This window comes from Paenibacillus sp. Aloe-11 (genome assembly GCF_000245715.1).
Taxonomy (GTDB): domain Bacteria; phylum Bacillota; class Bacilli; order Paenibacillales; family Paenibacillaceae; genus Paenibacillus; species Paenibacillus kribbensis.
Genome location: NZ_JH601036.1, coordinates 30,733 through 31,030, shown reverse-complemented (window position 1 = coordinate 31,030; position 298 = coordinate 30,733). Strand labels below are relative to the sequence as shown.

The following is a 298-nucleotide window of genomic DNA, read 5'->3' as shown; positions in this document are numbered from 1 at the left end:
AAAACCAGCGCAAGGATTGCTCGCACTGGCGGCGTGCCAGCTCCGTGCCGCCGGTCACCCGGGCCTCTGCCAGCGATGGGATGAACAATGCCGACAGAGTCGTGGCAAACATCATGACCAGCTGTACCAGCGGCATACCGCGGTTATAGATGCCGAAGGCGACCATCACCGCCGTATCGTCCAGGCCCTCCTGCTTTAATAAGCGGGGGACGGTGAACGTGTCTACCAGGTTAATTAACGGAACAGCCAGCGCTCCAAGACACACAGGCAAGGCATAACGCAGCAATGCTTTTAGTAA

1 pseudogene is annotated in these 298 nt (G+C 57.7%); it reads right to left on the bottom strand.

Annotated elements, in window-relative coordinates:
* Positions 1-298: pseudogene (locus WG8_RS27565) on the bottom strand (oligosaccharide flippase family protein); the annotation flags it as partial.